Below are 12,703 nucleotides of genomic sequence, written 5' to 3' on the forward strand. Positions count from 1 at the left end.
GTACGTGCTGCATAGCGTGCAGGAGTGGACATCCTCAACGAGCTCATCATGCAGGCCATCGCCTCGCCCTGGCTGTATCTGGTCCTGTTCGCGGTCACCGTGATCGACGGGTTCTTCCCCCCGGTGCCGAGCGAGACGGTGCTCGTCGCCGCAGCGGCCGTCGCCGCATCGACCGGCGACGGCAACCTGCTGCTCTTGGGAGCGGTCGCCGCGATCGGCGCGGCGATCGGCGACAACATCGCCTTCGTGATCGGCCGAAGTCTCGGCACCACTCGCTTCGCCTGGATGAGACGCCCCCGCGTGGCGGCGACATTCGCGTACGCGCAGCAGGCGCTCGACCGGCGCAGCGCCACCCTCATCCTCGGCGCCCGCTACATCCCGGTCGGACGCGTCGCCGTCAACATGTCCGCCGGGGCTCTCGAGTTCCCGTGGCGGCGCTTCCTGCCCTTGAGCCTGATCGCCGGTGCCAGCTGGAGCGTCTTCAGCCTGGCGATCGGCCTCCTCGCCGGAGCCTGGATCAAGGATCAGCCGCTGCTCAGCGCCGGTCTCGGAATCGTCATCGCGCTCCTGGTCGGCTTCACGATCGACCGCATCGCCGCGGCCCGGCGCCGCCGCGCACCCGTGCCGCAACTGGCAGGATGACAGTCATGGCACGCCGCCGACAGCGCATACCGCTGCGCCAACGGATCAGCCGCCGCACCTTCGCCCTCGGGGCGCTGGGTGGGGCGGTCGTGGCGTTGTACGCGATCCTCGTCCCGCTCCAGACCGTCCTCTCCGGCACCCCGCTGCCCCTGTCGTTCATCCTCGGCGCCGCGTTGTGCGTGTCGCCCGTACTCGCGATCAGCCGTCCGATCTGGGCCATCGGTCTGTTCACCGCGGGGGCGCTGACCCTGCCGCTCACGGTCGTGCCGGAACTCGCGATCCAGTCGCCGTGGCCCTGGTCCGTACCCGCCCTCCTCACCTTCGTCCTCTTCGTCGGCGTGGTCACGTTCCTCCATGGCGCACGCCTCGGCGCGTTCACACTGCTGCTCGGAGCGATCGCGTCTCTCCTGGCGCCGGTGCTCCGCCCCGACATGGTCGCGCTGCCCGAATCCTCCGCCAGCGCGACAGCCGACCTCATCGTCACGACGGCGGTGGCATCCGCGGCGTACCTCATCGCGGCACTCGTCGCCGGGAGGGTCCGGGTCGCCGCCGAGCTGACGCGCGAGAAGGAGCACAGCGCGCTCGAGGAGGCCCGGCGCGCACTCGTCGAGGAACGCACCCGGATCGCGCGGGAGCTGCACGACGTGGTCGCGCACAGCATGTCCGTGATCCAGGTGCAGGCGTCGACCGCCAAGTACCGCATCCCGGCGCTCAGCGATGCGGCGACAGCCGAGTTCGATGACATCGCTGCAACCGCCCGTGGCTCACTCACCGAGATGCGGCGCATGCTCGGGGTGCTGCGCACCGAGGATCAGACCGCTGAGCTCGCTCCGCAACAGGGCATCGACGACATCCCGGCGCTGGTCGACACCATCCGCCGCGCCGGCGTCGAGGTCGGGCTCGTGCTCGAGGGCGGGGAGGCCGCAGCCGCCGCGACCGCCTCGGTGCAGATCGCCGCGTTCCGGATCGTCCAGGAGGCGCTGAGCAACGCGGTGCGGCATGCGCCCGGTGCGCGCATCGCCGTGCGGCTGCACGCCGAGGCGCGCAGCATCCGCATCCTGGTACACAACGGCGCCCCGCCTCGCACCCCTGAGGGCCCCGGCGGCGGGTACGGCCTGCGCGGGATGCGTGAACGCGCCGAGATCCTGGGCGGCAGCCTCACCGCCGGCCCCGCATCCGACGGCGGCTGGGACGTGCAGGCCGTGCTCCCCCTGGACGCCGACGGCCCCGGCCCCGCTTCTCTCGACAAGGAGACCCCGTGACGATCAGCGTCCTCATCGCCGACGACCAGGCCATGGTCCGTGCGGGTTTCGCCGCTCTTCTCGATGCCCACGACGGTATTCGGGTGGCCGGACAGGCGGCGAACGGCGCCGAAGCCGTCGCCCTCGCGGCGCGTCTGGATCCCGACGTGATCCTCATGGACGTGCGCATGCCCGAACTGGACGGGATCGAAGCCACCCGTCGGATTCTCGGTCCGTCGTATCCCGCCGCGCATGTTCCCCGGATCCTGATGCTCACCACCTTCGACATCGACGACTACGTGTACGACGCGCTCGAGGCCGGCGCCAGCGGGTTCCTGCTGAAGGACGCGCTCCCCGAGGAGCTCGTGCACGCGGTGCGCGTCGTCGCGAACGGGGATGCGCTCCTCGCGCCGAGCGTGACACGACGCATCATCGAGCAGTTCGCCGGCCGCAGGCCCCGCGCACCTCGCTCCGCCACCGCGCTGGCCGAACTCACCGACCGCGAGCGCGAGGTGCTGGTGCTGATCGGGAAGGGCCGCTCGAACACCGAAATCGCCGCCGACCTCTTCATCGCGGAGCAGACCGTCAAGACGCACGTCGGCAAGGTGCTCGCCAAGCTGAATCTGCGCGACCGCGTGCAGGCCGTGATCCTCGCCTACGACACCGGGCTCGTCGAGCCGTCCGCCTGACTCACCCCGTCGTAGGGGGTCGTAACGGCACCCGAGGGTGATGCGTCCGCGGGTACGGCGTCCATAGTCTCCTGGGACACCGCCCCCGAGGAGGACTCATGGCCATCGTTCAGGCAACCACTGCCGGCATCAGCGCGCCTCCGCAGCGCGCGTCCCGCGACACCGGGATCGATTTCGTCCGGGCGCTGTGCGTTCTGGGCGTCGTGCTCCTGCACTCGATCATGGTCGGCGTCACCGTCGACGCGTCCGGCCCTGTGTTCGAGAACGCCAGCGACGGCACCGGCTGGATCGCGCCGCTCAGTTGGCTCCTCCAGGTGATGCCGCTGTTCTTCGTGATCGGCGGGTTCTCCGGGCTCCTCGCCTACCGCCGGATGCGGGAGCGCGGCGGGACCGCCCTCGGCTTCGTCGCCGGCCGACTGCATCGCCTGCTGCGACCCGCCGTCTTCACGATCGCCATCGTCGGCGTCGGGCTCGCGCTGCTCACGGTCTTCGGCGTACCCGCCGATCTGATCGCGACCGCGGGCTTCCGCTACGGTCAGCCGCTCTGGTTCCTCGGCGTCTTCCTCCTGTGCCAGGCGCTGCTTCCCGCACTCGCCGCCGCCCATGAGCGTGCCCCCTACCGCACGATCGGTGCCCTCGTCGTGGCATCCATCGCCGTCGACGTGCTGCGCGCCGCGACCGGGCTCGACGGACTCGGCTTCCTGAACCTCGCCTTCGTGTGGATGACGTTGCAGCAGCTGGGGTTCTTCCTCGCCGACGGACGCATCGGGCGTCTGAGTCGACGCCTCCGCGCCGCAGCAGGGGTCGCTGCGCTTCTTCTGCTCGTCGCGACCTTCCTGACCGGTGTGTACTCCCCCGACCTCATCGCCAACATCAACCCGCCGACTGCGGCCCTGCTCCTCGTCGGCGTGGCGCACACCAGCCTCCTCTCCCTGCATCGCGAACGCATCGAGCGGTTCAGCCACCGGCCGCGCGTGGCGGCGTTCACGGCGTTCGTGACCGTGCGCACCATGACGATCTACCTGTGGCACATGCCCGTCCTGCTGATGATGGCCGGCGCCAGCGCCGTGTACGCCCTCGTCACGGGCGTCGCGCTCCCGGCGCTCGACAGTGCGGACTGGTGGGCCGCCCGACCGCTCTGGCTCGCGACCGCACTCGCACTGACCGCACTCGTCGCCGTGGCCTTCACCCGGTTCGAGTCGCAGCCCGCGCCGCAGGCCACCGGTTCACTTCCGCGGATCGTCGTGGGAGCGCTGAGCGGCCTGGTCGGTGTCCTGATGCTCCTGGTGCTCGGCACATCCGTCGCGACCGCCCTGATCGCGGTCGCCCTGATCCTCGCGGCGCTCCGGCTCGCGTCTCGGACGACGCCGCTGCCGCCGATCGGAGTGCGCACGCTCGTACCCGCGTAGGGCGTAGGTCAGCCCAGGCCCCGTGCCGCCAGCGCGTCACCCACATCGTCCGCGTGTCGGAGGGTGAGGACGAGCAGCGGAACCGCGGCGCGCACGCCCAACCGCACGCCGCGGGCTCGCGCCGCATCCCGCACGCGCTCCGCGAAGCCGGCGATCACGGGGATCGTCGTGATGGTGAGGGAGATCGTGAGTGCCACCGCGGTGGGATCGAGTCCGAATCGAGGAAGCGGGCGCAAGGTCCGCTGCAGCACCTCGACGAGATCCGCCATCCGGGTCGTGAGCGTCAGCAGGCTCGCGAGCAGGAGGATCGCGACGACGCGTCCGGTGCTGATCCACGCGGCGAGAGGCGAGACGAAGATCACGAGTGCCGCGGCGAGCAGGACGATGATCCCGCGCAGACGCCAGATCTCGAGCACGGGCACACGAATCGGCATCGCCGCGATGCCGTACAGCGCGAGCACCACCCCGAGCGAGACGGCGATGCTCACGGCGTTGTGGGGATACAGCGACAGCACGAGCGCTCCGACCGCCAGCGCTGCGAGCTTGACCCCGGCGGGAGCGCGATGGAGGATGCCGGTGCCCGGACGGTAGAGCGCGATCATGCGCACGCTCGACGATAGGCCGCGATCACGGTGGACGGCTCTCCGGACGCCGTGACGCGCCCCTCGTCGAACAGCATCGCGGCGTCGCAGCGCGCAGCCAGTTCGAGGTCATGCGTCACCACCACGACCTGGGCCTCCTGCGCCAGAAGCAGGTCGCCGATGCGTCGAGAATTCCGCAGGTCGAGGAGTGTGGTCGGTTCGTCGGCGACGATGAGCTGCGGTTCGGTGATCAGCACCGAGGCCAGCGCGAGCATCTGCTTCTGACCCCCCGACAGGCTGGATGCGGGGACATCCGCGTGGTCTGCCAGCCCGTGCGCAGCGAGGGTCTCTCTCACACGGTCGGCGACCTCGGTCTTCGCCCGCCCGCGAAGGGACAGCGCGATGTCTTCGGCCGGGGTGGGCATGAGGATCTGCGCATCGGGGTTCGTGAACACGAATCCGACCCGGCGACGGAGGGCTGCGCGGTCGCGCACCGTGTCGAGGCCGTGCACCCTCACCTCACCGGAGGACGGGGTGACGAGTCCGTTCAGCAGCCGGGCGAACGTGGACTTCCCCGAGCCGTTCGCCCCGATCACCGCGATCGTCGGAGCCGTCATCGCCACGGAGACGTCGCGGAGCACGGGACGACCGTCGAGCACGACTGAGACCTCATCCAGGGCGATGGTCACGACCCCCGCCTCGCGTGTGCGTGTCATGTGGATCCCTCCGAGCGCGATGCGACCTGAACACCGTTCACCTGAACGCCGTTCACTATAATCGGAGGATGAGCCCGGAGACGAATCAGGCACGGCACGACCGCGACAGCGTCGCCCGGAGCGCACTCGCCCTCCTCGATGAGGTCGGGCTCGCCGACCTCTCGATGCGGCGCATCGCGGCCCGGCTAGACGTGCAGCCCAGCGCCCTCTATTGGCACTTCACCAGCAAGCAGGAGCTGCTCGCCGAACTCGCCGACCGGATCACGGCGTCGATCCCCCGCGGCAGCGACGGCGTGTTGGCGACCGCCCGAGGGATCCGCGACGCGCTCTTCACCCACCGCGACGGCGCTGAACTGGTCCTCAGCACCTACGCGCTGCAACTCGGTTCTTCGCATGCGCAGGCGGCGCTGACCGAAGCGCTGCAGGCCGACGGCGCACCAGACGCTGCCGACCGGGGCGCGGCCATCCTGCACTTCGTGCTCGGACACGCCACACTCGTGCAGCAGCGCATGCACGCCGACAGCCACGGGGCGCTGCCCACCGCCGGCGAGATCGACGTCACGGCCGGCCTCGACCGGATCTTCGACCTCGGGGTGACCGCTCTCGCGGGGGCGCTCAGCGCACCGGCGACTCCGCCGCGTGCCCGAGCCTGAGGCCGGGCACGACCGCGAGTACGACGAGCCCGACGCAGAAGGCGAAGACCGCACCGAACGCGCCCGCCTCACCTCCGAGGGATGCCACCGCGAGCCCGGCCAACGCGATCGCGACGGCCGATCCGGTGGCGTCCGAGATCGACAGTGCCGAGGAGTTGAACCCCTGATTCGTCTCGTCCGAGTAGGCGAGCGTCAGGACGGTCAGTCGCGGATACAGCAGGCCCATCCCGCCACCGGCGAACGCCCAGCCGAGCACCACCACGGCCGCCGACACGTCGAAGAGCGCGGCGACGAGGACGCACAGCAGTGCGACCAGGAGCGAGCCGAGACTGATCAGTGTGATGCGATGATTCCCCAACCGCTCGCCATACCGCCCCTGCAGCGCCGACGCACCGGCCCAGGCCAATGCCGCGAGCATCAGAGCGACTCCCGCCCACGTCGCACTGAAGTCGAACTTCTTCATCAGCAGGTACGGGATGTAGGCCTCGGCGGCGAAGAACGCGCCCGCCACGATGCCGCGCATCAGCACTACGCTCGGCAGCCCCTGGCCCGAGCGCAACGTGCGCCGTGGCAGCAGCGGCAGCACGACGAGTCCGATCGCGATGACGGCACCGAGCGCGACCGGCCAGCCGATCGACGGCGCCATGTCGGCAGAGAAGCCGACCACCACGGCGAGCACCGCGACGACGACGGCGAGTGCGAGGCGCACGACGAGAGTGCGTCGATCCTGCGGCTCTCCATGCCCCAGATCGACACCGCGGAGGCGCACCGCGATCATCACGAATGCCGCCCCCGTCAGCACCGCGACGCCCAGGAACGCCCATCGCCAGTCGAGGTATTCAGCGACGGCCCCGGCCAGGAACGGTCCGACCATCGACGGCACGACCCAGGCCGCAGCGAACGCGGCGAAGATCCTGCCGTGCAGATGGGGCGGGTAGAGCCTCGCCACCACCACATACAGCGCGACGGTCTGCCCGCCGGTGCCGAGCCCCTGGACGAGTCGCCCGATCAGGAACTGGTGCATCGTCACGGCGAAGCCCGAGATCAGAAGGCCGATGATGAAGAGGGTCACAGCGACGTAGAGCGCCCCGCGCGGACCGCGCGCATCCGACCACGCCCCGGTGGCGACCATGCCGATCACGCTCGTCGCAAGGGTCCCGGCGAAGGCGACGGCAAACAGTGCCTGGCCGTCGAGGGCTTCGCTGACGATGGGCATGACCGTCGTCACCGCGAGTGCCTCGATGGCGGCGAGGAAGATCAGCGCGACCGCACCGAGCGTCACCCAGATGCGTTGGCGGTCCCAGATCGTCGCGACGTCAGCCGGAGTCGTCATCGGCCCACGAGCGCCGCGATGCGCTCGACGGCCTCGGTGATGATCTCCGGGCCGGTGCCGAAGTTCAGCCGCACGTGGCCTGCGCCCTCGGCCCCGAAGGCAGGGCCGAAATGCAGGGCGACCTTCGCATCGCGAAGGATGCGCCGCGCGGGGTTGTCTCCCCAGTCGAGTGCGGAGAGGTCGATCCACGCGAGGTACCCGGCATCCGGGATGCGATAGCGCGCACCCGGCAGGTGCGCGGCCAGCAGGTCCTCGAGCAGCACCCGGTTCTCGTCGAGGGTGCGCAGCAGTCCGTCGAGCCACGGGTCGCTCTCTTCCGAGAACGCTGCCACGGCGGCGAGCAGGCCGAACTGTCCGGTGCGCCACTCCACCTCGACGGGCAGGCCGCGCACGACCTCACTCGTCGCGTCGTCGGCGGTGACCATCAGTGCGCACTTCAGACCCGCGAGGTTGAACGCCTTGCTGGCGCTGACGACGGCATAGCCGACGCGCTGGGCCGCATCGCTCACGGCGAGGAACGGCGTGAACCCGGTCCCGGGTTGCGCGAGCGGCGCATGGATCTCGTCCGAGACGACGGCCGCCCCGAACTCCTCCGCCAGGTCCGCGAGCGCGGCGAGGCTGTCGCGGTCATGCACCGTGCCGGTCGGATTGTGCGGATTGCAGAGCAGGATCGCCGTCGCGCCGCCCTCGAACGCGGCACGGATGCCGTCGAGGTCGAGTTCCCAGTGGGTTCCCGTGTCGCGCAGGGGCACGCGCTCCACCTCGGCACCGGCCTCGGCGACCAGGTCGAAGAACGGCGGATACACGGGAGGGGTGACCACGACCCGCTCCCCCGGCTGCGTGACGCGGCGGAGGATCTCGACGATCCCCATGCTCACATCGGCCGTGCTCCGCATCCGCCCGGGGTCGGGCTCCCAGCCGTAGCGTCTGCTGGCGAAGGCGGCGAACGACTCGGCGAGCGGCGTCCGCGATGCGACGTACCCGGTGTCACCGATCTCCACGGCGCGCCGCAGCGCATCCGAGATCGCCGGCGCCAGCGGGAAGTCGGTCTCGGCCACGAACAGCGGAAGCACGTCGGCCGGGTACTCGCGCCATTTCTCGCTGCTGCGCTCGCGAAGCTCTGCCAGCGGCAGTGCCTTCACCTGAAGCATTCGTTCTCCCGAGGTTCCGGGACGCGCCGCGTCGTGTCGCCAGACCCTACGCGCGCGTCGTCGCGCACCGCCGCTCGGCAGCGGTCCCGTGCGGATCAGATCGCGAAGCCGAGCGCGCGCATCATGTCGCGCCCGTCGTCCGAGATCTTCTCCGGACCCCACGGCGGCATCCAGACCCAGTTGATGCGGAATCGATCGACGACGCTGTCCAGAGCCTGAGCGGTCTGGTCCTCGAGAACATCGGTGAGCGGGCAGCCGGCGCTGGTCAACGTCATGTGGATGACGAGAGCATCGTTCTCGTCGTCCCACGCGAGGTCGTAGATGAGGCCGAGGTCGACGACATTGATCCCGAGCTCGGGGTCCATGACGTCTTTGAGAGCCTCGGTGACCGCGTCGTACTTCTCGTCCGTGAGGGTCGCTGTCATGCGATCAGCCTACGCCTCGATGGGGGCTGCAGGGTCGAGGAAACGGTCGTATCCCTCGTTCTCCAGCCGGTCTGCGAGCTCGGGGCCGCCCTCTTCGACGATCTTGCCCGCGACGACCACGTGGACGAAGTCGGGGCGGATGTAGCGGAGGATGCGGGTGTAGTGCGTGATCAGCAGCACGCCGAGTCCGGTGGACTCCTTCGCGCGGTTGACGCCCTCGGAGACGATCTTGAGCGCGTCGACATCGAGACCCGAGTCGGTCTCGTCGAGGACTGCGAACTTCGGCTTCAGCACCTCGAGCTGCAGGATCTCGTGGCGCTTCTTCTCGCCACCGGAGAAGCCCTCGTTGACGTTGCGCTGCGCGAACTTCGGGTCCATGCGCAGGTTCGCCATGGCGGCCTTGACGTCCTTGGTCCAGCCGCGGATCGCCGGTGCTTCGCCGTCGAGCGCGGTCTTCGCCGTGCGGAGGAAGTTCGTCACCGTGACGCCCGGGATCTCGACCGGGTACTGCATGGCGAGGAAGAGCCCGGCGCGGGCGCGCTCGTCGACCGTCATCTCCAGGACGTCCTGGCCGTCGAACGTGATCGAGCCGGAGGTCACCGTGTACTTCGGGTGACCGGCGATCGTGTAGGCCAGAGTCGACTTGCCCGAACCGTTGGGGCCCATGATGGCGTGGGTCTCACCGGTGTTCATGGTGAGGTTGATTCCGTTGAGGATCGGGGTGGTCCCCGCATCGGTCTCGACCGTCACATGCAGGTCGCGGATCTCGAGAACAGACATTCTTCAAACTTCCTTAATAACAGTCGGATCGATGAGCACGTCGTCGCCGTCGATCTGGACGACGTAGACCGGGACGGGCTCATATGCGGGGAGATTCTGGGGCTTGCCGGTGAGCAGCGAGAACGCGGAGCCGTGAGCCCAGCACTCCACCGTGTCACCTTCGACGAAGCCTTCGGACAGCGAGATGTCGCCGTGTGTGCAGGTGTCGCCGATGGCGTGGATGACTCCCTCGCCGTCTTTGATCACCGTGATCGGCACGCCGCCCGGATCGACACGCAACGGCATGTCCTGCTCGAGGTCGGCGACTCCGCAGACGCGTTCGGCGGTCATGCACTCACCTCGGCCAGCTCCGTCTCGATCGCCGCCAGAAGCTCGGCCTCGAGGGCGGGGATGCCGAGGCGCTGCACGATGTCGGTGAGGAAGCCGAGCACGACGAGCCGACGTGCCTCCTCCTCGCTGATACCGCGCGCCTGCAGGTAGAACAGCTGCTCGTCGTCGAAACGACCGGTCGCGCTCGCGTGTCCGGCGCCGAGGATGTCGCCGGTCTCGATCTCGAGGTTCGGGATCGAGTCGGCGCGGGCACCCTCGGTGAGGACCAGGTTGCGGTTGGCCTCGTAGGAGTCGGTGCCCGTGGCGTCGGCTCCGATCAGCACGTCGCCGATCCAGACGCTGTGCGCGCCCTGCCCCTGCAGCGCACCCTTGTAGAGGACGTCGCCCTTGGTGTGCGGTCCCTTGTGGTGCAGGTACACCTGGCTCTCCAGGTGCTGCCCGGCGTCTGCATAAGACAGGCCGTAGAGGTACCCCTCGGAGCCGGCGCCTGCGAGCTCGACGTTCGGGTTGACGCGCACGACGCCGCCGCCGAAGCTCACGACGAAGTGCTTGAGCGTCGCATCCGCGCCGACCCGCGCCTGGTGCGCAGACGCGTGCACCGCGTCATCTGCCCACTGCTGCAGGCTGATGACCGTGAGCTTCGCACCGTCGCGGACGATGATCTCGAGGTTCTGGGCATACTGGGCGGACCCGGTGTGCTGCAGGACGACCGTCGCCGAGCTGTGCTCGAGCGCCTCGATCACGATGTGCGCGTCGGCACGACGGTCGGCGCCGAGACCGGCGATGGAGACGAAGATCGGCTCTGGGACCTCTTCTTCGCGCGGGATCCGCACGTGGAGGGCCTCAGCGGATCCCTGCCAGGCCACGGCCGCGGTGACGTCTTCCGCGAGGAAGATCTCACCACGGGGGGCGGTGCCGATCGCGAGCGGGGCGGCGATGTACTGCTCCCCCTCGTTGACCGTGTAGTCGACGCCGTCGTTCTGCGGAGCCACCTCGAACAGCGAGGTGAGCTGCGCGACCGGGGTGTGCTTCCAGTTGACCTCGCGCCCGGTGGGGGCACCGAAATCAGCGGGCTCGAAGGAGTGCGGACGCTCTGAGCGGGTCTGCACCGGGACGAATCCGGCGGCGGCCACCTGGGCTGCGGGGTCGATGTGCGCGTTCGTGTGCTGCGCCTCGGCAGGCGCTGTCGTAGCGGCGGTCACTAGCCGACCGATCCTTCCATGCCCATCTCGATGAGCTTGTTCAGTTCCATCGCATATTCCATGGGCAGCTCACGTGCGATCGGCTCGATGAAGCCGCGCACGATCATCGCCATCGCCTCGTCCTCGGGCATGCCGCGGGACTGCAGGTAGAACAGCTGCTCCTCGCTGACCTTGGAGACCGTGGCCTCGTGTCCGAGCTGCACGTCGTCGACACGGATGTCGATCGCCGGGTAGGTGTCGGAGCGGGACTTGGTGTCCACCAGCAGGGCGTCGCAGCGCACGGTGTTCGCGGAGTGGTGTGCCGCGGCATCCACTCGCACCTCACCGCGGTAGCCCGCACGACCGCCACCGCGGGCGATCGACTTCGAGACGATCGACGACTGCGTGTACGGAGCCATGTGGATCATCTTGGCGCCGGCGTCCTGGTGCTGACCGGGACCGGCGAAGGCGACCGAGAGCGTCTCGCCCTTGGCGTGCTCGCCCATCAGGTAGATCGACGGGTACTTCATCGTCACCTTGGAGCCGATGTTGCCGTCGACCCACTCCATGGTCGCGCCCTCATAGGCCACGGCACGCTTGGTGACCAGGTTGTAGACGTTGTTCGACCAGTTCTGGATCGTCGTGTAGCGAACGCGGGCGTTCTTCTTCACGATGATCTCGACGACGGCCGAGTGCAGCGAGTCCGACTTGTAGATCGGAGCCGTGCAGCCCTCGATGTAGTGGATGTAGCTGTCTTCGTCGGCGATGATCAGGGTCCGCTCGAACTGGCCCATGTTCTCGGTGTTGATGCGGAAGTACGCCTGCAGCGGGATCTCGACGTGCACGCCCTTGGGGACGTAGACGAACGAGCCACCCGACCACACGGCCGTGTTCAGCGCGGCGAACTTGTTGTCGCCGGCCGGGATGACCGTGCCGAAGTACTCCTCGAAGAACTCGGGGTGCTCGCGCAGGGCCGTGTCGGTGTCCATGAAGATGACGCCCTGCGCCTCCAGGTCCTCGCGGATCTGGTGGTAGACGACCTCGGACTCGTACTGGGCGGCGACACCGGCGACGAGACGCTGGCGTTCGGCCTCGGGGATGCCGAGGCGCTCGTACGTCTCGCGGATCTCGACAGGCAGGTCCTCCCAGGACTGCGCCTGCTTCTCCGTGGAACGCACGAAGTACTTGATGTTGTCGAAGTCGATCTCGCTGAGGTCGGCGCCCCAGGTCGGCATCGGCTTCTTCCCGAAGAGCTGGTACCCCTTGAGACGGGTTTTCAGCATCCATTCGGGTTCGTTCTTGAGTGCAGAGATTCCTCGCACGACCTCTTCCGAGATCCCGCGTTTGGCGATGGCGCCGGCGGCGTCCTCATCGTGCCAGCCGAATTCGTACACCCCCAGACCGTCAAGCTCCGGGCGGTCGATCAGTACATCCGACATCCAACACTCTCCTCACAGGTCCCAAACGGTGTCATCCGCCCCGACACACCTGATCCCCGTCGAGTCTGCGGGAGCGGGTGCCGTTGGTGGGCCCTCATCACCGGCGCTTCCATCGCGCCTAAACTGTTGTCGA

Annotated in this window: 14 protein-coding genes; 5 read left to right on the plus strand and 9 right to left on the minus strand. The window is 68.8% G+C overall.

Annotated features, from left to right (window positions below; translation table 11 throughout):
• Nucleotides 1–24: 24 nt before the first annotated feature.
• From HCX50_RS13635 to HCX50_RS13650, 4 genes are all read left to right on the plus strand, one after another.
• Nucleotides 25–642 carry a VTT domain-containing protein gene (locus HCX50_RS13635; RefSeq protein WP_167634756.1) on the plus strand — a complete coding sequence of 206 codons (618 nt, stop codon included), beginning with the start codon at nucleotides 25–27 and terminating at the stop codon, nucleotides 640–642.
• 5 nt (nucleotides 643–647) lie between these two features.
• Nucleotides 648–1,904, plus strand: coding sequence for a sensor histidine kinase (locus HCX50_RS13640; protein ID WP_167634757.1), 1,257 nt, complete (start codon nucleotides 648–650; stop codon nucleotides 1,902–1,904).
• A complete protein-coding gene (locus tag HCX50_RS13645) occupies nucleotides 1,901–2,572 on the plus strand; it encodes a response regulator (protein WP_091036850.1) in 672 nt (223 codons plus the stop codon). The genes HCX50_RS13640 and HCX50_RS13645 overlap by 4 nt, the downstream gene beginning before the upstream one ends.
• 98 nt (nucleotides 2,573–2,670) lie before the next feature.
• On the plus strand, nucleotides 2,671–3,981 hold the full coding sequence (locus tag HCX50_RS13650; protein WP_167634758.1) for an acyltransferase family protein: 1,311 nt from the start codon (nucleotides 2,671–2,673) through the stop codon (nucleotides 3,979–3,981).
• Between the two features lie 8 nt (nucleotides 3,982–3,989).
• Here HCX50_RS13650 and HCX50_RS13655 read toward each other — a convergent pair whose 3' ends face one another.
• Together HCX50_RS13655 and HCX50_RS13660 are read right to left on the minus strand one after the other, a co-directional pair.
• Nucleotides 3,990–4,583 carry an energy-coupling factor transporter transmembrane component T family protein gene (locus HCX50_RS13655; protein WP_167634759.1) on the minus strand — a complete coding sequence of 198 codons (594 nt, stop codon included), beginning with the start codon at nucleotides 4,581–4,583 and terminating at the stop codon, nucleotides 3,990–3,992.
• Nucleotides 4,580–5,278, minus strand: a complete 699-nt coding sequence (locus tag HCX50_RS13660; protein WP_167634760.1) for an energy-coupling factor ABC transporter ATP-binding protein — start codon at nucleotides 5,276–5,278, stop codon at nucleotides 4,580–4,582. Before HCX50_RS13660 ends, HCX50_RS13655 begins: the two co-directional genes overlap by 4 nt.
• Nucleotides 5,279–5,346: 68 nt before the next feature.
• Between HCX50_RS13660 and HCX50_RS13665 the strand changes: the two genes are divergently transcribed.
• Nucleotides 5,347–5,931: a TetR family transcriptional regulator gene (locus HCX50_RS13665; protein ID WP_167634761.1), complete on the plus strand. Its 585-nt coding sequence runs from the start codon at nucleotides 5,347–5,349 to the stop codon at nucleotides 5,929–5,931.
• Here the strand turns inward: HCX50_RS13665 and HCX50_RS13670 are convergent.
• From HCX50_RS13670 to sufB, 7 genes are all read right to left on the minus strand, one after another.
• The gene (locus tag HCX50_RS13670; RefSeq protein ID WP_167634762.1) at nucleotides 5,894–7,264 is read right to left on the minus strand and encodes an MFS transporter; all 1,371 of its coding nucleotides are present in this window, start codon (nucleotides 7,262–7,264) and stop codon (nucleotides 5,894–5,896) included. The two genes, HCX50_RS13665 and HCX50_RS13670, sit on opposite strands and share 38 nt — an antisense overlap.
• On the minus strand, nucleotides 7,261–8,415 hold the full coding sequence (locus HCX50_RS13675; protein ID WP_091036865.1) for a MalY/PatB family protein: 1,155 nt from the start codon (nucleotides 8,413–8,415) through the stop codon (nucleotides 7,261–7,263). The genes HCX50_RS13670 and HCX50_RS13675 overlap by 4 nt, the downstream gene beginning before the upstream one ends.
• Nucleotides 8,416–8,510: 95 nt before the next feature.
• Entirely contained in the window at nucleotides 8,511–8,840 is a 330-nt protein-coding gene (locus HCX50_RS13680; RefSeq protein WP_028501690.1) for a metal-sulfur cluster assembly factor, read from the minus strand.
• 9 nt (nucleotides 8,841–8,849) lie between these two features.
• Nucleotides 8,850–9,620, minus strand: a complete 771-nt coding sequence (gene sufC / locus HCX50_RS13685) for a Fe-S cluster assembly ATPase SufC (RefSeq protein ID WP_091036867.1) — start codon at nucleotides 9,618–9,620, stop codon at nucleotides 8,850–8,852.
• 3 nt (nucleotides 9,621–9,623) lie between these two features.
• Complete coding sequence (locus HCX50_RS13690) at nucleotides 9,624–9,950, minus strand: non-heme iron oxygenase ferredoxin subunit (protein WP_017830403.1); 327 nt, start codon at nucleotides 9,948–9,950, stop codon at nucleotides 9,624–9,626.
• The gene (gene sufD / locus HCX50_RS13695) at nucleotides 9,947–11,152 is read right to left on the minus strand and encodes a Fe-S cluster assembly protein SufD (protein WP_167634763.1); all 1,206 of its coding nucleotides are present in this window, start codon (nucleotides 11,150–11,152) and stop codon (nucleotides 9,947–9,949) included. The genes HCX50_RS13690 and sufD overlap by 4 nt, the downstream gene beginning before the upstream one ends.
• The gene (sufB, locus tag HCX50_RS13700) at nucleotides 11,152–12,570 is read right to left on the minus strand and encodes a Fe-S cluster assembly protein SufB (protein ID WP_091036873.1); all 1,419 of its coding nucleotides are present in this window, start codon (nucleotides 12,568–12,570) and stop codon (nucleotides 11,152–11,154) included. Before sufB ends, sufD begins: the two co-directional genes overlap by 1 nt.
• Between the last annotated feature and the right edge of the window lie 133 nt (nucleotides 12,571–12,703).

This window comes from Microbacterium sp. B19(2022), from assembly GCF_012030385.1.
In the GTDB taxonomy this organism is placed as follows: Bacteria; Actinomycetota; Actinomycetes; order Actinomycetales; family Microbacteriaceae; genus Microbacterium; species Microbacterium oxydans_B.

What these genes read in the sequence shown, in the direction of transcription:
- HCX50_RS13640 (WP_167634757.1), top strand. Translation starts at nt 648, where the DNA reads ATGGCACGCCGCCGACAGCGCATACCGCTGCGCCAACGGATCAGCCGC.
- HCX50_RS13650 (WP_167634758.1), top strand. Translation starts at nt 2,671, where the DNA reads ATGGCCATCGTTCAGGCAACCACTGCCGGCATCAGCGCGCCTCCGCAG.
- HCX50_RS13655 (WP_167634759.1), bottom strand. Translation starts at nt 4,583, where the DNA reads ATGATCGCGCTCTACCGTCCGGGCACCGGCATCCTCCATCGCGCTCCC.
- HCX50_RS13660 (WP_167634760.1), bottom strand. Translation starts at nt 5,278, where the DNA reads ATGACACGCACACGCGAGGCGGGGGTCGTGACCATCGCCCTGGATGAG.
- HCX50_RS13665 (WP_167634761.1), top strand. Translation starts at nt 5,347, where the DNA reads ATGAGCCCGGAGACGAATCAGGCACGGCACGACCGCGACAGCGTCGCC.
- HCX50_RS13670 (WP_167634762.1), bottom strand. Translation starts at nt 7,264, where the DNA reads ATGACGACTCCGGCTGACGTCGCGACGATCTGGGACCGCCAACGCATC.
- HCX50_RS13675 (WP_091036865.1), bottom strand. Translation starts at nt 8,415, where the DNA reads ATGCTTCAGGTGAAGGCACTGCCGCTGGCAGAGCTTCGCGAGCGCAGC.
- HCX50_RS13680 (WP_028501690.1), bottom strand. Translation starts at nt 8,840, where the DNA reads ATGACAGCGACCCTCACGGACGAGAAGTACGACGCGGTCACCGAGGCT.
- sufC (WP_091036867.1), bottom strand. Translation starts at nt 9,620, where the DNA reads ATGTCTGTTCTCGAGATCCGCGACCTGCATGTGACGGTCGAGACCGAT.
- HCX50_RS13690 (WP_017830403.1), bottom strand. Translation starts at nt 9,950, where the DNA reads ATGACCGCCGAACGCGTCTGCGGAGTCGCCGACCTCGAGCAGGACATG.
- sufB (WP_091036873.1), bottom strand. Translation starts at nt 12,570, where the DNA reads ATGTCGGATGTACTGATCGACCGCCCGGAGCTTGACGGTCTGGGGGTG.